Source organism: Streptomyces guryensis (assembly GCF_021261325.1).
In the GTDB taxonomy this organism is placed as follows: Bacteria; Actinomycetota; Actinomycetes; order Streptomycetales; family Streptomycetaceae; genus Streptomyces; species Streptomyces guryensis.
Window position 1 is genome coordinate 351,152 of record NZ_JAJSBI010000005.1, and the last position, 20,131, is coordinate 371,282.

The 20,131-nt window shown below is 71.3% G+C and carries 18 protein-coding genes and 1 pseudogene; 9 read left to right on the forward strand and 10 right to left on the reverse strand.

Annotation, left to right across the window (positions count from 1 at the left end):
* The first annotated feature begins 19 nt into the window (after positions 1-19).
* The 5 genes from LJ657_RS13450 (at position 20) to LJ657_RS13470 (ending at position 6,657) form a co-directional block, all read left to right on the forward strand.
* Positions 20-1,612, forward strand: a complete 1,593-nt coding sequence (locus LJ657_RS13450; RefSeq protein ID WP_232648786.1) for a serine/threonine-protein kinase — start codon at positions 20-22, stop codon at positions 1,610-1,612.
* A 91-nt stretch (positions 1,613-1,703) separates the two neighbouring features.
* Entirely contained in the window at positions 1,704-2,897 is a 1,194-nt protein-coding gene (locus LJ657_RS13455; RefSeq protein ID WP_232648787.1) for a serine hydrolase domain-containing protein, read from the forward strand.
* 81 nt (positions 2,898-2,978) lie between these two features.
* Complete coding sequence (gene pgm / locus LJ657_RS13460; protein ID WP_232648788.1) at positions 2,979-4,619, forward strand: phosphoglucomutase (alpha-D-glucose-1,6-bisphosphate-dependent); 1,641 nt, start codon at positions 2,979-2,981, stop codon at positions 4,617-4,619.
* A gap of 161 nt (positions 4,620-4,780) precedes the next feature.
* On the forward strand, positions 4,781-5,611 hold the full coding sequence (locus LJ657_RS13465) for a PP2C family protein-serine/threonine phosphatase (protein WP_232648789.1): 831 nt from the start codon (positions 4,781-4,783) through the stop codon (positions 5,609-5,611).
* A 50-nt stretch (positions 5,612-5,661) separates the two neighbouring features.
* The gene (locus tag LJ657_RS13470; protein WP_232648790.1) at positions 5,662-6,657 is read left to right on the forward strand and encodes an MASE1 domain-containing protein; all 996 of its coding nucleotides are present in this window, start codon (positions 5,662-5,664) and stop codon (positions 6,655-6,657) included.
* A gap of 2 nt (positions 6,658-6,659) precedes the next feature.
* Here the strand turns inward: LJ657_RS13470 and LJ657_RS13475 are convergent, their stop codons facing one another.
* The 6 genes from LJ657_RS13475 to LJ657_RS13500 all read right to left on the reverse strand — a co-directional run bounded on the left by LJ657_RS13475 (position 6,660) and on the right by LJ657_RS13500 (position 12,726).
* Positions 6,660-7,127: a hypothetical protein gene (locus LJ657_RS13475; protein ID WP_232648791.1), complete on the reverse strand. Its 468-nt coding sequence runs from the start codon at positions 7,125-7,127 to the stop codon at positions 6,660-6,662.
* Between the two features lie 129 nt (positions 7,128-7,256).
* Entirely contained in the window at positions 7,257-8,723 is a 1,467-nt protein-coding gene (locus LJ657_RS13480; RefSeq protein WP_232648792.1) for an HAD-IA family hydrolase, read from the reverse strand.
* A 69-nt stretch (positions 8,724-8,792) separates the two neighbouring features.
* Positions 8,793-9,869: an ABC transporter ATP-binding protein gene (locus LJ657_RS13485; protein WP_232648793.1), complete on the reverse strand. Its 1,077-nt coding sequence runs from the start codon at positions 9,867-9,869 to the stop codon at positions 8,793-8,795.
* A gap of 3 nt (positions 9,870-9,872) precedes the next feature.
* The gene (locus tag LJ657_RS13490) at positions 9,873-10,691 is read right to left on the reverse strand and encodes an ABC transporter permease (protein WP_232648794.1); all 819 of its coding nucleotides are present in this window, start codon (positions 10,689-10,691) and stop codon (positions 9,873-9,875) included.
* Positions 10,676-11,578, reverse strand: a complete 903-nt coding sequence (locus LJ657_RS13495; RefSeq protein WP_232648795.1) for an ABC transporter permease — start codon at positions 11,576-11,578, stop codon at positions 10,676-10,678. The genes LJ657_RS13490 and LJ657_RS13495 overlap by 16 nt, the downstream gene beginning before the upstream one ends.
* The gene (locus tag LJ657_RS13500) at positions 11,575-12,726 is read right to left on the reverse strand and encodes an ABC transporter substrate-binding protein (protein WP_232648796.1); all 1,152 of its coding nucleotides are present in this window, start codon (positions 12,724-12,726) and stop codon (positions 11,575-11,577) included. Before LJ657_RS13500 ends, LJ657_RS13495 begins: the two co-directional genes overlap by 4 nt.
* A gap of 224 nt (positions 12,727-12,950) precedes the next feature.
* Here LJ657_RS13500 and LJ657_RS13505 point away from each other — a divergent pair, with 224 nt between their 5' ends.
* The gene (locus LJ657_RS13505) at positions 12,951-13,691 is read left to right on the forward strand and encodes a GntR family transcriptional regulator (RefSeq protein ID WP_232648797.1); all 741 of its coding nucleotides are present in this window, start codon (positions 12,951-12,953) and stop codon (positions 13,689-13,691) included.
* A 4-nt stretch (positions 13,692-13,695) separates the two neighbouring features.
* On the opposite strand, the gene LJ657_RS13510 is transcribed toward LJ657_RS13505, so the two are convergent.
* Positions 13,696-14,559: a helix-turn-helix transcriptional regulator gene (locus tag LJ657_RS13510; RefSeq protein ID WP_232648798.1), complete on the reverse strand. Its 864-nt coding sequence runs from the start codon at positions 14,557-14,559 to the stop codon at positions 13,696-13,698.
* 139 nt (positions 14,560-14,698) lie between these two features.
* Between LJ657_RS13510 and LJ657_RS13515 the strand changes: the two genes are divergently transcribed.
* A complete protein-coding gene (locus LJ657_RS13515; protein ID WP_232648799.1) occupies positions 14,699-15,607 on the forward strand; it encodes an SDR family NAD(P)-dependent oxidoreductase in 909 nt (302 codons plus the stop codon).
* A 126-nt stretch (positions 15,608-15,733) separates the two neighbouring features.
* On the opposite strand, the gene LJ657_RS13520 is transcribed toward LJ657_RS13515, so the two are convergent.
* A complete protein-coding gene (locus LJ657_RS13520) occupies positions 15,734-16,456 on the reverse strand; it encodes an FAD binding domain-containing protein (RefSeq protein ID WP_232648800.1) in 723 nt (240 codons plus the stop codon).
* 219 nt (positions 16,457-16,675) lie between these two features.
* Here LJ657_RS13520 and LJ657_RS13525 point away from each other — a divergent pair, with 219 nt between their 5' ends.
* Entirely contained in the window at positions 16,676-17,356 is a 681-nt protein-coding gene (locus LJ657_RS13525) for a dienelactone hydrolase family protein (RefSeq protein WP_232648801.1), read from the forward strand.
* A gap of 48 nt (positions 17,357-17,404) precedes the next feature.
* Here LJ657_RS13525 and LJ657_RS13530 read toward each other — a convergent pair whose 3' ends face one another.
* Entirely contained in the window at positions 17,405-18,619 is a 1,215-nt protein-coding gene (locus tag LJ657_RS13530; RefSeq protein WP_232648802.1) for a chitinase, read from the reverse strand.
* A gap of 153 nt (positions 18,620-18,772) precedes the next feature.
* On the opposite strand from LJ657_RS13530, the pseudogene LJ657_RS13535 reads away from it, so the two are divergent.
* A pseudogene (locus LJ657_RS13535) lies at positions 18,773-19,201 on the forward strand (hypothetical protein); the annotation flags it as partial.
* Positions 19,202-19,208: 7 nt separating this feature from the next.
* Here the strand turns inward: LJ657_RS13535 and LJ657_RS13540 are convergent.
* Positions 19,209-20,024 (reverse strand): PaaX family transcriptional regulator, encoded by an 816-nt coding sequence (locus LJ657_RS13540; RefSeq protein WP_232648803.1) that lies wholly within the window; start codon positions 20,022-20,024, stop codon positions 19,209-19,211.
* Between the last annotated feature and the right edge of the window lie 107 nt (positions 20,025-20,131).

Consider the following 20,131-nt stretch of genomic DNA (forward strand, 5'->3'; position numbering starts at 1 on the left):
GTACCTTATGCTCCTCGCCATGAACGACGGGGACACCGACAGACGGGTTGTCGACGGCCGCTTCGAGCTGGAGTCCCGGGTCGGTGGCGGCGGGATGGGTACGGTGTGGCGCGCCCGCGACCTGCTGCTGCACCGCAGCGTGGCCGTCAAGGAGGTCCGGCCCGCCGACCCGGACCTCGCCGAGTACGACCCGGACTCCGCGCGGATGCTCCGCGAGCGGGTCCTGCGCGAGGGGCGCGCCCTGGCCCGGGTACAGCATCCGAACGTCGTGACGATCCATCACATCGTCGACGGCGGCGAGGGCACCTACCCGTGGATCGTCATGGAACTGGTCGAGGGCGGTTCCCTCGCCGACCGCCTGGCCCGCGCACCGATGACGCCGGCCGAAGCCGCACGCCTCGGCCGCGGCGTGCTCGACGCCCTGCGCGCCGCGCACGCCGCGGGCGTCCAGCACCGCGACGTGAAGCCCGCCAACGTGCTGCTGCGCACCGACGGCAGGCCCGTCCTCACCGACTGCGGGATCGCCGCGATCCGCGACTCCACCGCGCTGACCGCCACCGGATCGATCATAGGCACCGCCGACTACATGGCCCCGGAGCGCGTGACGGGCGGCGACGGCGGGCCCGCGGCGGACCTGTGGTCGCTCGCGATGATGCTGTACGTGGCCGTCGAGGGCCACCACCCGCTACGGCGCGGAACGACCCTGGCCACGCTGGCCGCCGTACTGCACGAGGACGTACCTCCGCCGAGGCAGGGCGGGGCGCTGGCGCCCCTCCTCGCCGCGGTGCTGGTCCGTGATCCCGGGGCACGGCCGGACGCGGAGACGACCGACCGAATGCTGGCCGCCGCGGAGCAGGCCGGTGACGAACCCACGGCCACCTCGTACCCCCTGGCACCTGCGCGGAACGCCGTCCCGGCGCCGATACCGACCCCCTCCGACACCGTCGTGCCCAGCCTCGACCGTCAGGTGCGGGTGCGCCGGGCCGCGCTTGCGTCCGTCGCGGCCGGTGCCGTGCTGGTGGGCGGGATCACCTGGGTGGCCTGGCCGGACGGCAACGGCAACAAGGCGTCGGCGTCCACGACGACCGGCGGGCAGCACAGCACCCCCGCCTCCACACCACGGGCAGACACGCCGCTGCCCAGCCCCGCGACCAGACTCGCCACCGGCATGCTCACCCCCGACGGCATCCGGATGGCGCTCAAGGCCATCGAGGACAAGACCGGCAGGGACACCTTCGGCGATCTCGCCGTCTACCCCGAGTACGTGTCGGTCAAGGCCATGGTTCCCGGCAGCCGGACCCGCTACGACAGCTACACGTACCACCCCGGTCGCGGAGTGGAGAAGGGCCCGCTGAACGGCACCCTGATGGGCACGGAACCGGTGAGCCTGAAGAACTACAGGTGGGACCTGCTGCCCGCACTGCTCACCCTCGCCGAGCAGAAACTCAACGTCGACAAGCCCATGAGCCGCTATCTGCTCCTGCAGGCGCCGAGCAGGCTCAGCAACACCCCTGCCGGCATGGCGGTCTACCTCAGCGACGACTACGCGACCGGCTATGTGCTGGCCACCCCCCAGGGCAAGGTGACGAACGTGGTGCCGGCCGACGGGTGAGCCGTTGGGCCGTATGCAGCAGCCGGAAGAGCCGCACCTCGGGCGCGGGGGCAGGCTTGGCCTGCAACTACGGCCCGCCTCGGGAGACCTGATGCCCCTTCGCTCCGCTCCGGCCCGTCCCTTCCCGCTTCGGTCCCGCCTGCGGGCGGCCTGTGCCGCCGCGGTCTGCCTGGCAGCGCTCTGCCAGGCTCCCGCGAGCACCGCCGCCGTTCCCGCGGGGCGCGACAGCGACCTGCAGCAGCAGGCCGAGCAGCTCGTCCACGCCCCCGGCGGACCCCCCGGCGTCATCGCCGTGCTGCGCACCGACGGCCGCACCCGCATCGTCAGGGCCGGTGTCGCGAACCTCGCCACGGGCCGTCGCCCGCAGCCCTACGACCACATGCGCATCGCCAGCACGGCGAAGGCCTTCAGCGGAGCCGTGGCCCTGTCCCTGGTCGACCGGCACGCCCTGCGCCTCAACGAGACGCTCGGCGAACGGCTGCCGCAACTGCCCAAGGCCTGGCACCGCGTCACGCTCCGGCAGCTGCTCAACCACACCAGCGGGCTGCCGGACTTCAGCGCGGACGCCGAGTTCCGGGCCATCCTCCAGGCCGACCCGCACCACCACTTCGACTCCCGCCACCTGCTCGACTTCGTCGCCGACCAGCCCCTCAACTTCCGACCGGGCAGCCAGTACCGCTACTCCAACTCCGACAACATCGCCGTCGCCCTGATGGCGGAGGCGGCGACCGGAACCCGGTACGAGCTGCTGCTGCGGATGCTGGTCTACCGGCCGTTGGGCCTGCACGACACGACCCTTCCCCAGGGCTACATGATCCCCGATCCCTATCTGCACGGTTACGACGTGGCCGGGCCGCCGCCCCCGGAGGACGTCAGCGAACTCGTCGGCGCCTCAGGCTCCTGGGCGTCGGGAGGCATCATCTCGACACCCGCCGACATGACCCGCTTCATCCGCGGCTACGCGGGCGGCGCGCTCTACGGGAAGAACGTCGTGCGTGAGCAACGGCGCTGGATCGCCGGCGCGTCCGAACCGGCGGGCCCCGGACGGAACACGGAGGGCCTCGCCATCTTCCGCTACGCGACGCGCTGCGGTGTCGTCCTCGGGCACACCGGCAACACCCCCGGCTACACCCAGCTCATCGCCGCCACCCCCGACGGCCGCCGCTCCCTGACCTTCTCCGTCACCACGCAGATCAACAAGTCCCAGACCCCGCAGCTGCTCAACCGACTGCGCGCCGTTCAGGAGAACTTCGTCTGCGCGCTGCTCACACGTTCCAAGCACTGACCCGCTCTCGCTCGCCGCCGCCATGACGAGGGAAGATGGGGCGGCAAGCGTTTTGGTCAACCGATGTGGAGGAGCGGGCACATGCAGCACGAGCGAGCGGGCAGCCCGGCACGCCCCGAGGACCTCGTCGACGTCGCCCGGCTGGTCACCGCGTACTACGCGCTGCACCCGGACCCGGCCGACCCGGGGCAACGGGTGGCGTTCGGCACGTCAGGACACCGCGGGTCGTCCCTGGCGACCGCGTTCAACGACGACCACATCGCCGCGACCAGCCAGGCGATCTGCGAGTACCGCGCCGAACAGGGCACCGACGGCCCGCTCTTCCTCGGCGCCGACACCCACGCCCTGTCCGAGCCCGCGCGGGTGACCGCCCTCGAGGTGTTCGCGGCCAACGAGGTGACCGTGCTCATCGACAGCGCGGACGGCTACACGCCCACCCCCGCCGTCTCGCACGCCATCCTCACCCACAACCGGGGCCGCACCTCCGGCCTCGCCGACGGCGTGGTGGTCACCCCTTCCCACAACCCGCCCGCCGACGGGGGCTTCAAGTACAACCCGCCCAGCGGCGGCCCCGCCGGCTCCGAGGCGACCTCCTGGATCCAGGACCGGGCCAACTTCATCATCGCGAGCGGGCTGAAGGACGTACGGCGCATCCCGTACGCCCGGGCGCTCGCGGCGGAGACGACCCGACGCCACGACTTCCTCGGGGCCTACGTCGCCGACCTGCCGAACGTGCTGGACCTGGACGCCATCCGTGCCGCGGGCGTCCGCATAGGCGCCGACCCGCTCGGCGGGGCCTCGGTCGCCTACTGGGGCCGTATCGCCGAGCAGCACCGCCTCGACCTCACCGTGGTCAACCCCCTTGCCGACCCCACCTGGCGTTTCATGACGCTCGACTGGGACGGCAAGATCCGTATGGACTGCTCCTCGCCGTACGCGATGGCCTCGCTCATCGGACAGCGCGACCGCTTCCAGGTCGCCACGGGCAACGACGCGGATGCCGACCGGCACGGCATCGTCACCCCCGACTCCGGTCTGATGAACCCCAACCACTACCTGGCCGCCGCCATCGCCTACCTCTACGCGCACCGCACGGAGTGGCCCGGCGACGCCGGCGTCGGCAAGACCCTGGTGTCGTCCGGCATGATCGACCGGGTCGCCGCCGACCTGGGACGCCGTCTGGTCGAGGTGCCGGTCGGGTTCAAGTGGTTCGTGGACGGGCTGGTCGGCGGCTCGATCGGCTTCGGCGGGGAGGAATCGGCCGGGGCGTCCTTCCTGCGCCGGGACGGCTCGGTGTGGACCACCGACAAGGACGGCATCATCCTGGCGCTGCTCGCCTCCGAGATCATCGCCGTCACCGGGAAGACACCGTCGGAGCACTACGCCGCTCTCACCGCCCGCTTCGGCGAGCCCGCCTACGCGCGCATCGACGCCCCGGCGACCCGCGAGGAGAAGGCGCTGCTCGCCAAGCTGTCGCCCGCGCAGGTCACCGCCGACACCCTGGCCGGGGAAGCCGTCACCGGAGTGCTCACCGAGGCCCCGGGCAACGGTGCCTCCATCGGCGGCATCAAGGTGAGCACCGAGAACGCCTGGTTCGCGGCCCGCCCCTCGGGCACCGAGGACGTGTACAAGATCTACGCCGAGTCGTTCCGTGGCCCCGGCCATCTGCGCCAGGTGCAGGAGGAGGCCAAGGACGTGGTCATGACGGCCCTCGGCGGCTGATCCGGACACCACGCGACAGGGCGGCCGGACCGTGGCAGGGCGGCCCGGTGGGGCCGCGGAGCGGACTTCACCGACCGCCGTGTCGCGCACATCCACCTAAACGCATAATCTGTGGATTTGCCCCGAAGGGGCCATGGCCCACGGTCCCGCCGGAGTGATCAATGTCCCTCGAGCGTCCGACAGAGGACGGCGACGAATTGCTTGCCAGACTCGGGTCGCTGACCGCCCAGGCACGCGAACTCGCGGAGCTGCAGCGCTCCCGGGTGGAGCTGGCCCTCGCCCTGCAGCGCGGCATGCTGCCCCGGGACCTGCCCGCGGCCTGCCGCTACCACCTGGCCGTCCGCTACGCACCGGCCTGCCAGGGCCTCAACGTCGGCGGCGACTGGTACGACGCCTTCACCCTTCCCGACGGCCGCATCGGCCTGTCCATCGGCGACGTCCAGGGCCACAACATCGAGGCGACCGCCTTCATGGGGCAGGTCCGGGCCGGGCTGCGCGCTCTCGCCTCCGTCACCAGCGAGCCCGGCGAACTGCTCACCCGGACCAACGACCTGCTCCTGTCGCTCGGCAGCGACCTCTTCGCCACCTGCACCTTCCTGCGTCTCGACCCCTCCACCGGCGTCCTGGAGAGCGCACGGGCCGGCCACATCCCCCACATCTGGGCCACGGCGGACGGACAGTCCGGCATCGCCGAGGACGAGGGCGGCCCACCCCTCGGCATCGAGGCGGGCATGCGGTACCCGGTCACCCGCTACCGGCTCACCACGGGCGGCGTCTTCGTCCTGGTCACGGACGGAGTGGTGGAAGGGCCCTCGCTGAGCGTCGACGAGGGCCTCGACCAGGTCGTGCGGCTCGCGGGCGTCGCCGCGGTGGCCGGAATGGAGGCCGACGCCCTCGCCGCGGGCGTGATGAAGATCGCCGAGCGGGTCGGCCACGAGGACGACGCGGCCGTCCTGGTCGTCACCCACGACGGTCCCGGCATTCAGCCATAGGGCCGTACCCGGCGCCTTTCGCCTCGCCGACCGTGCGGTACCGATGTCTGATGGCAGCCGTGGTGGGCATCCAGGAACTGCGCCGACCGGCCGTCTGCACCCTCCAGACGCTGGCCGTCGCCGCCTGCTACTTCGCCGCCGGGCGGCTGGGACTCCTGCGGCAGCTCGTCGTCGGGGGCGCCGTCGTCACCCCCATCTGGCCGCCCACCGGCGTCGCGGTGGCCTGTCTGCTCCTCTTCGGCCTGCGGATATGGCCCGGCATCGCCCTCGGCGCACTGCTCGTCGTCATGTCCATCAGTTCGGTCCAGCCCGCCGTGATCGGCACCCTCGTGGGCAACACCGCCGCCCCGGTCTGCGCGTACTACCTGCTTCGCAAGGTCGGTTTCCGCACCGACCTCGCCCGGTTGCGGGACGGCTTCGCGCTGGTGTTCCTCGCCGCGCTGACCGCCACGCTGATCAGCGCGACCGCGGGCGCAGGTCTGCTGGTCCTGACCGGCAAACTCGCCACGGACGGCTTCTGGCTCGTCTGGTCGGCGTGGTGGGCGGGAGATGCGATGGGCGTCCTGATCGTCACTCCGGTCCTGCTGGTGCTGTACGGCGCACACCGCCGTCGCCGCGCGCTGCGGTGGAAGGAGGCGGTGGGCCTGGCCCTCGTCGCCTGCGCTCTCGTCCCCTTCGCCGCCCGCAGCTCGGTGAGCCTTCTGTTCCTGGTCTACCCGCTCCTGATCTGGGCGGCCCTGCGCTTCCAGCTCGCGGGCAGCATGCTGTGCGCCCTCTTCGTCTCCGTCATGGCCACCATCGCGGCGACGGACCGGGTCGGGCCCTTCGCCCGGCTGACCGGCGTGGAGGTGATGATCAAACTCCAGGCATTCAACGGCGCGATGGCGCTGACCGCCCTGCTCCTGTCAGCCGTGATCACCGAGCAGCTGAACACCAGACGGTCGGTGGAACAGGCCTGCCAGGAACTGGTGGAGGTCCTGGAACACCTCACCGCGGGGGAGAACCCGCACGGTCGGCCGCCCGTGGAGGCGGACGACCGGCACTGACCTCAGTTCCACAGGGGATACGTCACCGTGGGCGGGAACGTGTCCGGTCGGCCGGCGGGGTATTCGAGGGTCATCCGGCTGTAGTGCTGCAGGTGCGGGCGCTTCTTCCAGGGCTGCGCCCGGTCGAGCCGGACCACGACGGGGTACGAGTGGAACCTGCCCGCCGCGCAGTAAGGCTTGCAGTCGTTGACGATGTTGACGCCCACGGCCTTCGCCGAGGCCTGCCCCCATCGGGACCAATGCAGCGACGTCAGGCGGCTGTTGCCGTCACCGCAGGCGAGCACGAAGTCGGTGGGCCGGACTTCCGGGTGGAAGAAGCAGTCGACGAGCACGGGCACCCTGGCCTGCTGCCGTGCGGTCTGAGAGGCCGGCGGGGACGCCGGCCGGGCTTCGGAGGGCGCGCTCGCGGCCGCCGCGAGCGAGGCGGCGAAGCAGAGCGTGACCGCCGTACTCAATGTGTGCCTGCGCATGTCCGCTCTCCGCTGCCGTCTCCTACCGACGCTATGACGTTCTGACGCCACGACTCGTTCCGACGCTACGACCGCGGGGAGGGATACACCACTCGGACGGAGCAACGCCTCCGGCCGAGCCTCGTCGTGTCACTCCTCGTGGTTCAGGGCGAACGTGGTGAGGACCGCCGCGTGGTCCGACGGCCAGTCGTTGCCCGCGACGTCCGGCCACGCGCGCGGGACGCCGGTGACGACGGTGCGGGAGTCGACGACTTCGAGGCCGTGACCGTTGTGGAGCACGTAGTCGATGCGGTCCTGCGGTTCGGGGCGGGTGATGTCGTCCTCGTTGTGGAGGTGGACCGGAGACCAGGTGTGGCCCGGTGAGCGGTCCGGGTCCGGGTGGGCCTCCCGGTAGGAGTCGCGCAGTCCGGCATCCTCGGCCGCCCTGGTCACCGGCCAGGCCACGTCGGGCCAGTCCAGATGGGAGGGACTGTTGAAGTCACCGGTCAGGATCACGGGTGTCGTCCCCTCCGCCGACTCCGCGATCCGCCGCAGGGTCTCCCGCATCTGGGCCAGCCGTACCTCTTCGTGGGCGATCAGCCCGGCCGGCCCGAGCCCGTCGAAGGCCGCTTCGTAGGGACCGTACGGCGTGTAGTGGAGATGAGCCGTCCACACGTCCACCTCGTGTGCGCGGCCGATGCGGATACGGGCGCCGGCCGCTCCGTAGAAGCCGACACCGGGGTCGCCGAGGCGGGCCGTGATGGGATGACGGCTGATGATGCCGAGGTTCTCGCCGGCCTGGTGGTGGTGCCAACCCAGTGCGTCGGCGAGTTCCCGGGCCGCCGTACCGGCCGTCTCCTGGAGGCCCACGACATCGGCCTCGGTGTCCAGGATGACCTTGAGCTGCTTGGCGCGGTGGTCGTCGACCTTCGCGCCGCCGAACCAGAGATTCCAGCTCAGCACGCGCAGGCGAGGGACCACCAGGGCTCGCAGCCGGTCCGGGGTGACCTCTTCCAGACTCGCCACGACCGTCCGCCCGGGAGCCGCCCCGATCGGCGCCAGCGACGGCACCGCCAGTACGGCGCACCCCGCGGCCTCCGCGGAGCTGACCCCCGTGGCGGTGTCCTCGACGGCCACACAGCGGGCCGGGTCGACGCCGAGGGCGCGGCAGGCGGCGAGGTAGGGGTCGGGGGCGGGCTTGGTCTGCTCGGTGTCGTCCGCGGTGACGGAGACCAGGAAGCGGTCGGCGCCGAGCACGGCCAGGACGCTGTCGGCCACCGCGCGCGGCGAGGCCGTGACCAGTGCGGTCGGTACGCCGTCGCGGGCGAGGGCGTCGAGGAGGCCGAGCGCGCCGGGACGCGGCACGATGCCGGTGCGCACGCGGTCGCTGAACTCGGAGTGCAGCCGGCCGGCGAGATCCGGTGTGCCGGTGAGCCGGCCCAGCCAGGCCGCGGTGTGCTCGACCGGCCTGCCGAGCACCTCCGGCTGGTCGGCGTCGGTCAGTGGCCGGCCGAGGCCCGTGGCGACCTCCTGCACCGCCTCCCACCACAGCCGCTCGGTGTCGACGAGCGTGCCGTCCATGTCGAACAGGACGGCCTGGAGCGGGGGCTGGGTCACGGTCTCTGCTTTCGTGTGTGGGGGGATATCCGGGCTTCACGGGGTTTACTGCGGGCGGTGCCCGGTGTCTCACGCCGTCCGTTCGGCGATCAGCACCGGACGCTCGGGCAGCGACACCCGTGCGGTGGCTCCGGCTCCCAGCGTGGCGGACTCGTGGGTGGGCAGGTCGGCCTTGACCTCGGTGCCGTCGGCCAGGCGCACGGTGATACGGGTGGCCGCGCCGAGGAACGCGGTGGCGATCACCCGTGCGTCACCGGTGGAGTCCGCGGTGACGTGCACGGCCTCGGGCCGTACCAGCACGTCGACCTCCGTCGCCGTGGGGAGGGTCCCTTCGGCGGGCAGCCGCAGGCCGAGGACGTCCACGGTCGTCCCTGACAGCCGCCCGGGGATCCGGCTCATGGTGCCGACGAACTCGGCGACGAAGGCGGTTGCCGGACGCCCGTACAACTCGGCCGGTTCGGCGCACTGTTCGAGCCGCCCGGCCCGCATCACGGCGACCCGGTCCGCCACCGACAGGGCCTCCTCCTGGTCATGTGTCACGAACAGGGTGGTGATGCCGAGTTCCTGCTGCAGCCGCCGGATCTCCTCGCGCAGCGTGAGCCGCACCTTGGCGTCGAGGGCGGACAGCGGCTCGTCCAGCAGCAGGACGCGGGGCCGCAGCGCGAGCGCGCGGGCCAGCGCGATGCGCTGCTGCTGGCCGCCGGAGAGCTGGTGCGGAAACCGGTCGCCTTTGTCGGCGAGACCGACCAGCTCCAGCAACTCGGCAGCGCGGGAACGGCGTTCGGCGGTACGCACCTTGCGCATCCGCAGCCCGAAGGCGACGTTGTCGAGGGCGCTCAGATGCGGAAAGAGGCTGTACGACTGGAAGACCATGCCGGCGTCCCGGCGGTGCGCCGGCACATGGGTGACCTCCTCGCCGTCGACCAGCACCGCACCGGAGTCGGGATGTTCGAACCCGGCGAGCATGCGCAGCGCGGTGGTCTTGCCGCAGCCGGACGGGCCCAGCAGCGCCAGGAACTCTCCCGGCTGCACGGTCAGGTCGAGGCCGTCCAGGGCGACGGTCGCCCCGAACTCGCGGCGCAGCCCCCGGAATTCGACGGTAGCGGCCTTGTCGAGCGTGGTCTTCTCAAGAGTGGTGGCGGTCATGGTTCATCCCCGGGACGAAGCGGTACGGGTCCGCCCGCCGACACCGGCGAGCGCGAGCAGCAGGGCCCATGTGACGAGCAGGCTGAGCACGGACACGGCGACGGACAGTTGGGCCTGGGAGCCGCCGACGCTGTAGATCCACACGGCGAACGGCTGGAAGCCGAGCAGCTGGGCCACGGTGAACTCGCCGAGCACCAGCGCGAGCGTGAGGAACGAGGCGTTCAGCAGGGCCCCGCGGAGATTGGGCAGCACGGCCTGTACCAGCGCCTGCGGCCAGGCGGCCCCGCAGCTGCGGGCGGCTTCCACGAGGGTGCGTACGTCGATGGCGCGCAGCCCCGAGTCCAGCGCCCGGTACACGAACGGCAACGCCATCACGACGTACGCGAGGACGAGCACGAACGGGAAGTTCTGGTTCTGCACGGCCACGAACGTCTCGAACAGCGGGGTGCGCGAGAGGTATTCGGGGCCCCACTTCAGCACGGTGGCGATGCCGGCGACGAACGCGATCGGCGGCACGACCAGCGGCAGCGAGCACACCACCTCGACGGCCGGCCGCAGCCGGGGCGCACCCAGCCTGAGCGCGACCATGGCAGGGACCATGAGCAGCAGGACGATCGCGATGGTGGCGGCCGCCAGCTCCAGCGAGAGCTGCAGGCTGGAGCCGAAGCCGTCGGTGGAGACGATCTGGCTGTAGGCGTCGAAGGTGACGCCCTGTCCCGGCACGTCGATCGTGAAGATCACGGATGCGGCGAGCGGGACGAGGAAGTACAGGGCGGCGAGGCCGAGGACGACCCACCGCCACAGGTTCAGGCGTCGAGCCATCGCGCGCTCCGTCGTTGCAGGGGCAGGTACACGGCCATGACCAGGCCCGCGACCAGGACCATGTCGAGGCTGAGGGCGAGTGCCACGTTCTCCTGGCCGACCAGTACGTTGCCGGAGATGGCGTCGGCGATCTGCAGGGTGACCAGCGGGACCGAACTGCCCACCATGGCAGCGGCGGTGGCGTAGGCGGCGAACGCGCTGCCGAAGAGGAGCACGAACCCTCCCAGCAGCGACGGCAGGAGCACCGGCAGGGCGACGTGCCGCCAGTACTGCACGGCGGTTGCCCCGTTGTTCTGCGCCGCCTCGCGCCACTGGGAGCGCAGACCCTCCAGGGCGGGGGTGATGGTGAGGACCATCAGCGGGATCAGGAAGTACAGGTAGACGATCACCAGGCCCCAGAAGCTGTAGAGGTCCCAGCCGTGGTCGGCGAGGTGGAGGTGCTTGGTGAGTACGCCGGCGTTGCCCAGGGTGGCGACGAACGCGAAAGCCAGTGGGACACCGCCGAAGTTGGCGAGCACCCCGGACGCGGTGAGCACGGCCTCGCGCAGCGCCCGGAACCGGGAGGTGACCACGACCTGCGCGAGCGGCAGCCCGAGGACCGTTCCGATACCGGCGGAGACGGCGGACAGTTTGATGCTGCCGAGCAGGGCGGTCAGATAAGCGCCCTGCAGCGAGGCCGTGAGGTTCTCGGTGCTGTACGAACTGGCACCCGTGGCCTGGTCCTTGACGCTGAAGGCGCCGTTCAGCATGGCGATCGAGGGCACCCCGAAGGCGACCGCGACGAACACGAGCAGCGGGGCGACGGCGAGCCAGCCGGGGACCCGGCGCCGCCGCTTCACCGAAGTGACCGGCGGCGCCACGTCCACGCCCGTGAGGGTGGCCGTCATCCGGAGACGGCCTTCGCCCAGCCCTGCGCGATGACCGTCTTGGCCTTGCTCTGCTGGGCCTCCGTCGGGAAGGACGGCGTACCGGAGACCTTCGGCAGCTTGGCCGCGGCCGTCTTGTCGAGTGTGCCGGCCTTCTCCATCGCCACCATCAGGGCCGGGCGGGCGTACCCCTTGAGCCACAGGTTCTGGCCCTCGGTGCTGTACAGGTACTCCTGCCACAGCCGGGCGGCCGCCGGGTGCGGGGCGTCCTTGTTGATGGCCTGCGAGTAGAACTGCGAGAACTGGCCGTCGGTCGGCACCGCCACCTTCCAGTCGACGCCCTTGGACTTGAACTCGTCCGCGTAACCGGCGTTCAGGTAGTCCCAGTCGATACTGATCGGCGTCTCACCCTTCTCGACGGTCGCCGGAGTCGACTCGACGGGCGTGTAGTTGCCGTTCTTCTTCAGCTTGGCGAAGAAGTCCAGGCCGGGCTGGATGCTGTCGAACGAGCCGCCGTTCGCGAGCGCGGCCGCGTACACCCCGCCGAAGGCGGAACCGGACTTGGTGGGGTTGCCGTTGAGGGCGACCTGCCCCTTGTACTGCGGCTTGAGCAGATCGGCGAAGGTGGTGGGGCAGGTCTTGACGCGCTTCGCGTCGCAGCCGATGGAGATGTAGCCGCCGTAGTCGTTGTACCAGCGCGCCTGCGGGTCCTTCTGTCCGGCGGGGAGCTCTGCGTACGAGGCCACCTTGTACGGCGCGAGCAGGCCCTGCTGGGCGGCGCTGAGCGCGAAGGAGCTGCCGAGGTCGAGGACGTCCGGGGCGCGGTCCTGGCCCTTGCGGGAGGTCACGGCGTTGATCTCGTCCTGGCTGGTGCCGTCCGGGTTCTCCACCGTGATCTTGATGCCGTACTTCTTCGTGAAGCCGTCGATCAGGGCGCCGTAGTTGGCCCAGTCGCGGGGCAGCGCGATCGCGTGCAGCGTGCCCTCCTTCTTCGCGGCCTTCGCCAGGGCGTCGAGGCCGCCGAAGTCGGCGGCCGAGGTGGCGGTGGCGGCGTTCTTGCCGTCGGCGGTGGTCGACGCGTTGTCGGGAGCGGCGCCGCAGGCGCTCAGGGCGAGCGCGGCTACGACGGCGAGGGAGCCGGCCAGGGCGGCTGTTCTCGGCTGGGACACGGTGACTCCAGAAGGGGGCGCAGGGGAGGACGCACAAGGACGCACAGGGCTGAGAACTTGTCTGAACAAGTTGGCCTCAGTAAGGCCGCCTGTGGTGACCTCTTGGTAAACAGTGGCGAAATTGTGACCTCACATTCCCTGCACAGTTCGGGGCGAGCGCGATCACCTGCCGGTCTCGATTAGGCTGGTCACGCTGTGCACAGCAGCTGACTCGGAGGGAAACGGTGGCGACACGACACGAGGAGATCGCCGACGAGCTGCGGCGGGCGATCGACCGTGAGGAGTACACGGTCGGCAGCAGGCTGCCCGCCGAGACGGAACTCGCCGCCCACTACGGCGTCTCGCGCGGCACCGTCCGCCAGGCCGTCGCCGCGCTGACCGCCGAGGGCCTGATCGGCTCCCGCCAGGGTGCCCGCCGGGTCGTCCTGGCCAGCCGCCGCAGCCAGAGCTTCGCCGAACTGCGCAGCTTCGCCCAGTGGGCCCGCGCCATGGGCCGCGAGGCCACCGGTCAGGTCGTGGCCCAGGAGTACCTGCCCGCCACGGCGCAGGACGCCGCCCGTCTCCAACTCCGCGAAGGGGCACGGGTGTTGCATGTCCTGCGGGTCCGCGGGCTGGACGGCGAACCGGTCCTCGTCGAGCGCACCGTGTACGCCGACTGGATCTCACCCGCCGTCGAGGCGATCGACCCGTACGCCCCGTCCGTGACCCAACTGCTGTTCGACAGCACAGGCCTGGTCTTCGCCTACGGCGAGCACGTCATCGACGCGGTCGCGGCGAGTGCGCAGGACGCCGAACTCCTCGGTATCCGCCGTACCAGCCCCCTGCTGCGCGTCCGCCGCGTCACGACCACCCGCGAGGGGCGCCCGGTGGAGTGGTCGGACGACCGCTACCGTTCGGACGCCGTGAGCTTCAGCGTGCACAACTCGATAGACAACAACGCGCTGGCCCGCAAGACGGCGGAGTGAGGCATCAGGAGAGCGTGGAGGCGGCCTTCCCGCCCGTGACGCGCAGCAGATCCAGTCGGCCCGCGTCGTCACTGCCGGCTTCCGCGGTGTAGGTGACCATGCGAAGGTCCGCGCCCGGGACGACGAGCACGTCGCAGTCGAGGACGATGTCGCCGATCTCCGGATGCCGCACGGTCTTGCGGTCGGTGGTGTGCTCGGCGGTCGCCGCCGTCTCCCAGAGACCGGCGAAGACGACGGAAGTCTCCTTCAACTCCTGTACGAGGCGGGAGAGCTGAAGGTCGGCCGGGTAGCGCGAGAGGGCGTGCTTGAGATCGCCGACGATCGACGCGGCGAAGCTGTCGGCGCCGCGCTCGGAGTGAACGGGCCGCATCGCCTCGTGGGCCGCTCCGGTACCGAACACGGCGCGGGCGAGGTTCCGTTCGACGGGCGGCACCGCGGCGGGATCGCCGTGCAGGGCACACCACATGGCGTTCCACCACACCAGGCTCCAGTCGGCGGCGAAAACCCCGATGGGAACGTCGGCCAGCCGCGCGGTCAGACGCTGGACACCCGCCGGCACACGGGTGTCGATCGTGGCGTCCCGCGGCGGCAGCAGCCCCGCGCTCCGGTACAGCAGATCGCGTTCGGCCCGCGAGAGCCGCAGCGCCCGGGCCAGGGCACCGACGACCTGCGCCGAGGGGCTTGTCGCGCGTCCCTGTTCCAGCCGCAGTACGTAGTCCACCGACAGTCCGGCCAGCTGCGCCAGCTCCTCGCGACGCAGCCCCGGAGCGCGCCGCCCGCCAGTCGCGGTGAAACCGGCGTCGGCGGGGGAGAGGCGATCGCGCCAGCCGTGCAGCAGCGGGCCGAAATCGGAGCGGGAGGCAGTCATGCGTCCCATTGTCTTCGTCCGCGGCGGCAACAGCCTGGGTACTGCCGGTCCTAGTGACGCGGACGGCACTGGCTGACGGTGGTCGTGGCGGCGAGCCTGGCTGACAGCGCTTGCCGCCCGACCAGCGAAGGAGTCATCCATGCCCGCCACGATCGTGATGACGGGAGCAGGCCGCGGTATCGGCCGCGCTGCCGCCGAGCGCATCCTGCGCGAGTCACCGGACACCCACCTCCTCCTCGTCGCCCGCTCCCCCCTGACCGGTGTACTCGGCATCGGCGGACGCTCGGTCTCCTCCGTCACGGCGGACCTCGCCTCACTCGACAGCGTCCGGACGGCGGCCGTCGAGATCCGCACCCGCCTCGACCACGGTGACCTGCCGCCGCTGCACGGCTTCGTGGCCAACGCGGGCGTGCAGTACACGAACGCGCGCACCGAGACCCCCGACGGATTCGAGGCCACCTTCGCGGTCAACGTGCTCGCCAACCACCTGTTCCTGCGCCTCCTGCAAGGCTGCTTCGCTCGCCCCGCCCGCATCGTGATCACCGTCAGCGACACCCACTTCGGCGACTTCAGACACAACCTCGGCATGGTCCCCGGCCCCGTCTGGGACGCTCCGGACGCCCTCGCCCGCCCTTGCGCCTTCCCGGACCCGGACACCACGACCGCCGGCCGCACTGCCTACTCGACGAGCAAGCTGGCCGCCATCCACCTGGTCCACGAGTACGCCCGCCGCCTTCCGGCCGGCATCGACGTCATCGCCTACAACCCCGGCTTCGTCCCCGGCACGGACCTGGCCCGCGACGCCGGCCCCTTCTCCCGCTTCGCCGTGCGCCGCATCCTGCCGGCGCTCAGCCTCACTCCCCTCGCCACCAGCCGCACCACCGCGGGCCGCCACCTCGCCGACCTCGCCCTCGGTGCGATCTCCGCACCGACCGGTTCCTACGTCGACCACGCGCGGGTTGCCCGGTCGTCGGAGGAGTCGTACCACCCTCGGCGCGAACATGAACTCTGGGAGGTCGCAGAGCGGTTGGTGGGCTCTCCCGGATGATCACGGACTGAACAGGGGGGATCCATGCGGAACCTGGTGACTGCGGAGACGGTCGCGATGACGTGTCTGCCGGCGGGGGCGGGAGTATCGGGAACAAGGCGGCCGAGGTGCTGGACACGAAGGGCCTCACCGACTGACGGGGCGAGCCAGCAGCTGGGTGACGTGTTCCCGTACGGTCTCCCACGCCACGGAGGGGAGGGAGCCGAGCGCGGTGTCGGTCAGCGCGACGGCCGCCTCCTCGCTCCCGGCGTCACAGGAGACATCGGCCGTGAGCACGTCGTAGCCGTCGCGTACGGCGACGTACAGGCGGTGGAGTCCTCCGTCACGGGCGTGCACCGCGGCGGCGACCACCAACGGCGGCTGCCCGCCCGCCTCGCCGGGCAGCTTGCGGTAGCTGCTGGCGAGCGGTTCACGCCAGTGCAGGCTGAGCAGGACGTGGTGCTTGGCCAGGACTTCGGCGAGGTCGGCCTCGTAGACCCGGTCCCGGTCCAGCACCGTCGCCCAGGCGTTCAGTACCAGCGCGGCCGGCAGCAGGCAGCGCAGCGTGCTACCGACGAGGTTGCCGCCCACGGTGGCCGTCCGGCGCACGGCTCCCGTCCCCACCGCGGCGGCCGCATGGCGCAGCACCTCGGGCACCCGGTCGTCGACGGTGTTCAGCACCACGGCCGCGCCCAGCGCCCCGCCCCCGATGACATTGGCCTCCGGCAGGCTGCGCAGCGACACGGCCTGCTCGGGGAACCCGTCGCGTTGCCAGCCGGCCCAGATCAGCGTCGCCCCGCCGACGGGTACGGCTCCCTCGGCGAGGCACTGCTGCGCTTCGGACACGGACTCGGGCAGACGTAGCAGCACGGGAGCCGACCTGCTTTCTCGACTAGTGGGAGCTGAGGTGCACGGTGTCTCGGCCACTGGAGCGGCGAGATGTCGTATTTTCCCCACCTGCGTGGAGGCGTGTACAGGGCTCATTGATCTACTGCGTGCGCCCCCTCCGCGGAGCCGCCTCGGAGCTGTGGGGGAGGATGATGGCGTCCGGAGTGGAGAGGTGCCGTACAGGTGAGGAACCGTGGGGCAGTGCAGGGCAACGAGTCGGCGCTGATCGTGCGGCACGCGCCGCCCGAAGGCGTGGCCGCGGCGATCGTGACGCTGCACGGCGGTCACGAGCTGAGCCACCGGACGGCGCACCCCTGGCAGCCGGCCGCGCTCCGGATGCTCCCGGTCCTGCGGGCGGCCGCTGCGGCCTCACCCCCGGATGTCCTGCTCGGGCAGGTCCACTACCGGTACCAGGGCTGGAACGACGCCGATCCCGCCCACGACGCGCTGCGGGCGCTGGACGAACTCCAGCGGCTGGCGGGAACGGTGCCCACCGTCCTCGTAGGGCACTCGATGGGAGCCAGGGCCGCCCTGCGGGCCGCGTCGCATCCGCTGGTGTGCGGCGTGCTGGCGCTGGCACCGTGGTGTCCGCCCGAGGATTCCGCCCGCCACCTCGACGGTGTGCGGCTGGTGGTCCTGCACGGCGACCGCGACCGCGTGACGCGGCCCGCCGAGTCGGCCGACTACGTGCGCAGGGCCCGGAAGGCCGGGGCCCGGGCCGGCCTGGTGCTGGTCCGCGGCGCGGACCATGCGATGCTGCGCCGCAGCGCCGACTGGCACCGGGCCACGGCCGAGATCGTCGCTCGAATGCTCCAGCCGGAGCCGGACACCGAGGGGCTGGCCGCGCAGGCCTGCGCGGCGGACGGCGCCGTCCAGCTGTAGCGGGGACGGCGCCGCAGTCCGGCGGAGGGGTTCAACCAGGAACGACCGTCAGCACGCCCCCTCGTCCTGCCAGGGCCCCCAGTCGGTGGCGGCCGGCGTCTCGTTCTGGGTCCACCACTTGGCCTTCCAGTTGTGCTTGTTGTACGAGACCTCGTCCCCGGCGGTGTAGACGGCGCCCGAACTCCAGGCGGCCTTGCACGCGGTGGGGGTCGGCGTCGGGGTGGGCGTGGGGGTGGGAGTCGAGTCCGGCGGGGTCGCGCCGGCGAACTTCACCGAGTACTTCGCGAAGTCCCAGGAGTTCTGCGCCACGCTGGAGCAGGTGCCGGACGTGCGACCGCCGTTGTCGGGCGGCGTGCACTGACGGTCACGGTTGAGGGACCAGAAGGTGAAGCGGCCCATGTTGTGGCTGGCGGCGTAGTCCAGCACCGTCTGGAAGTCGGCCTGCGTGAAGATCTCGCCGGTGTCGCTGCGCCCGTTCATCCCGGAGAAGCCCTCGTGCGCGTAGGCCGTCGCCTGGTCCCAGCCGAACGTCGACTGGAGGACGGAGTTGAAGTTGGTGAGCGCGCTCGTCTGCGAGGCCCCGCCGTTGAAGCCGCCGTCGAACGGCATGATGGAGAAGTTGTCGGGGGTGAAGCCCTGCGACTTCGCCTCCAGCAGCATCTGCTTGCCGAACCAGCCGGTGCCGTCGGCGGTGCCGGCCGTGGTGACCGAGACGTACAGTCCGGGGTTGTTCTGCTGGAGGATCTTCGCGGCGCCGATCTCGTTCCTGATCGCCGCGGTGTTCTCGTACTCCGGCTCCTCCAGGTCGAAGTCGATCGCGTGCAGGCCGTACTTGGTGATGACCTGCTGGTACGCGGCCGCCGTCGCCGCCGCGTCCGAGCACACCTGACCGAGCTTGGTGCCGCCGTACCCGCCGATGGAGACGGACACGTCGCCGCCCTTGCCGCGGATCGTGTTGATGACGGACTGGACGGCGGCGTCCGAGGAGACAGGGGCGGTGCCGCCCCAAGTGGGGGAGCAGCCGCCGCCGTTGGGGGCGAGGACGAAGGCGAGCTGGAAGGCCTTCAGACCGGTGGCGTCCATGATGGCGCCCGGGTCCGGCGGGTCGTTGTCCAGCGGCATCAGGTACGGGGCCGCCGCGTACCAGCGGTTGCTGAGCGCGGCGGTCGCGCCCGAGGCGTTGCCCGCTACCAGGGCTGTGGTTCCTGCGGCGGTGAGTCCGACGGCGGCGGCTGCGCCCAGGCATGCACGAAGACGTCTCACGGTGTGCCTCCGATGGGGTGGGGGAAGTGCCCCAGCTTCCTGCCGGACTGTGACCGCGTCCATGCTTTGGACTAGACCAAATGACTTCTTGGTCTAGACCATTCGATTCCTTTGCGTTGTACCTGTCAGATACCCCGGCCGCCTCGGGGGGCCTGCGCGGACATCCTCGCGATCGCCGCCGCGATGCTGGACGGAGAGCTCGACTACCGCAGGGGAAACCACGACGCGGCCTTCGCGGCCCTGCGCCGCTCGATCGAACTGGACGACGGACTTCCCTACGACGAACCCTGGGGTTGGATGCAGCCCACCCGGCACGCCTACGGGGCACGGCTCCTCGAACAGGGCCTGGTCGCGGAGGCCGAGGCCGTCCACCGGGCCGACCTGGGCCTCGACGACACCCTGCCGCGCGCACAGCAGCACCCCGCCGACGTCTGGGCCCTGCACGGCTTCCACGAGTGCCTCGTGCGACTCGGCAAGGACGCCGAGGCGCGGATCGTGGCCCAGCAGCTGAAGATCGCCACGGCCACGGCGGACGTACCGATCGAGGCGTCCTGCTGCTGCCGACTGGAGACCCGCTCCGGTTGGTGCCCTACGGCCGGGCCCCCGGCCGCGAGTCGGCCACCTCGTCGTAGTACGACTCGGCCGACGGGCCGAGGATTTCATGGGCCTCCAGGAACATCTCGTGCGCCTCGTGGCCCACCCAGCCCGCCGGGAGGAGTTCGGTCGGCAGATCCGGGTCACGGAAGGGGAACTTGCGGTAGTCGTACGTCAGCCGCATGCGCTCCACCAGCGCCTCCTGCGGGCTCAGCGCCCCGGCCCGGTAGGACGGCATCCGGACGCGATACGTGCGCAGCAGCGCCCGGTAGTCCTCGTTGAGCGCTGCGAGGTCCCAGCTGCGCGCCGCCATCTCGCGGTCCACCGGCAGGCCGCCGGACTGGCAGCGCAGCGTGTCCAGGCGGACGGCCGGCTCGTCCGCGAACCTCTCCCGGACCTGCTGCAACCGGTCGTGCGGGCAGACATAGGTGGACGGGGCCAGCGGGCCGAAACCCAGCCAGGCCAGCTCCTTGCGGATGTGGTCGCGGACCGCGCGCTCGGACTCCGGGACCGAGTAGATGACCATGTACCAGTGCCGGTCCCAGTCGGAGGGCGCCCGGTCGAAGATCCGTGAACGGCCCTCGTCGAGGAGCTGGAGGCTGCGCTTGTTGAGCGCGTAGAGCGTCTCGCGGCCCTCGCGCCGGACATCGAACCAGTCCTCCTTGCGCAGGCGCGCCAGCACCACCCGCACCGTGCTCTCGCCGACACCGAAGCAGCCCATCAGCGTGCTGAGGGTGCGCAGTCGGGCGGCGCCGCCGCGGTAGCGGACGTAGTCGCCGAACAGGTCGAAGACGATCGATCGAGGCTTCACGTAACCGACTATGTCACACGGACGGCCGTCGCGAGGATGGCCGATCGAGCCGAGGAAACCCCTGAGATGCAGTTATTCAGGCGCTCCAGCGGCGCCCAGAAAGCGAT

What these genes read in the sequence shown, in the direction of transcription:
- LJ657_RS13450 (WP_232648786.1), top strand. Translation starts at nt 20, where the DNA reads ATGAACGACGGGGACACCGACAGACGGGTTGTCGACGGCCGCTTCGAG.
- LJ657_RS13455 (WP_232648787.1), top strand. Translation starts at nt 1,704, where the DNA reads ATGCCCCTTCGCTCCGCTCCGGCCCGTCCCTTCCCGCTTCGGTCCCGC.
- pgm (WP_232648788.1), top strand. Translation starts at nt 2,979, where the DNA reads ATGCAGCACGAGCGAGCGGGCAGCCCGGCACGCCCCGAGGACCTCGTC.
- LJ657_RS13465 (WP_232648789.1), top strand. Translation starts at nt 4,781, where the DNA reads ATGTCCCTCGAGCGTCCGACAGAGGACGGCGACGAATTGCTTGCCAGA.
- LJ657_RS13470 (WP_232648790.1), top strand. Translation starts at nt 5,662, where the DNA reads ATGGCAGCCGTGGTGGGCATCCAGGAACTGCGCCGACCGGCCGTCTGC.
- LJ657_RS13475 (WP_232648791.1), bottom strand. Translation starts at nt 7,127, where the DNA reads ATGCGCAGGCACACATTGAGTACGGCGGTCACGCTCTGCTTCGCCGCC.
- LJ657_RS13485 (WP_232648793.1), bottom strand. Translation starts at nt 9,869, where the DNA reads ATGACCGCCACCACTCTTGAGAAGACCACGCTCGACAAGGCCGCTACC.
- LJ657_RS13490 (WP_232648794.1), bottom strand. Translation starts at nt 10,691, where the DNA reads ATGGCTCGACGCCTGAACCTGTGGCGGTGGGTCGTCCTCGGCCTCGCC.
- LJ657_RS13495 (WP_232648795.1), bottom strand. Translation starts at nt 11,578, where the DNA reads ATGACGGCCACCCTCACGGGCGTGGACGTGGCGCCGCCGGTCACTTCG.
- LJ657_RS13510 (WP_232648798.1), bottom strand. Translation starts at nt 14,559, where the DNA reads ATGACTGCCTCCCGCTCCGATTTCGGCCCGCTGCTGCACGGCTGGCGC.
- LJ657_RS13515 (WP_232648799.1), top strand. Translation starts at nt 14,699, where the DNA reads ATGCCCGCCACGATCGTGATGACGGGAGCAGGCCGCGGTATCGGCCGC.